The 271-nt window shown below is 30.3% G+C and carries 1 protein-coding gene; it reads left to right on the forward strand.

The window, feature by feature from the left end; translation table 11 throughout:
• Positions 1 to 261: hypothetical protein (locus tag RYX56_RS22495; RefSeq protein ID WP_317124140.1), on the forward strand; the 261-nt coding region annotated here is incomplete at its 5' end.
• Positions 262 to 271 lie beyond the last annotated feature (10 nt).

Below are 271 nucleotides of genomic sequence, written 5' to 3' on the forward strand. Positions count from 1 at the left end.
GTTTTATTAATGAGTGCCGTATTTAAACAAACAGCTATTCTTGCCATTAGCTCTATTGGTATTTTGTTTATGATTCATATGATGAAGGGCTGGAATCGTATACTTGATCTTTTGTTGCCATCTACAATATCTGCTGAAGCAATGAATCAAATTATTACAGGTCAAGGTTCAGAAATATTTATTCATATAGTAGTTACTGTTCTTTGGTCAATCATTCTAATTTATTTAACGGTTCAAAAATTAAGTATTAGAAAAGAATAGAGAATGGAGG

Source organism: Alkalihalophilus lindianensis, from assembly GCF_032843265.1.
Taxonomy (GTDB): domain Bacteria; phylum Bacillota; class Bacilli; order Bacillales; family Bacillaceae_D; genus Alkalihalophilus; species Alkalihalophilus lindianensis.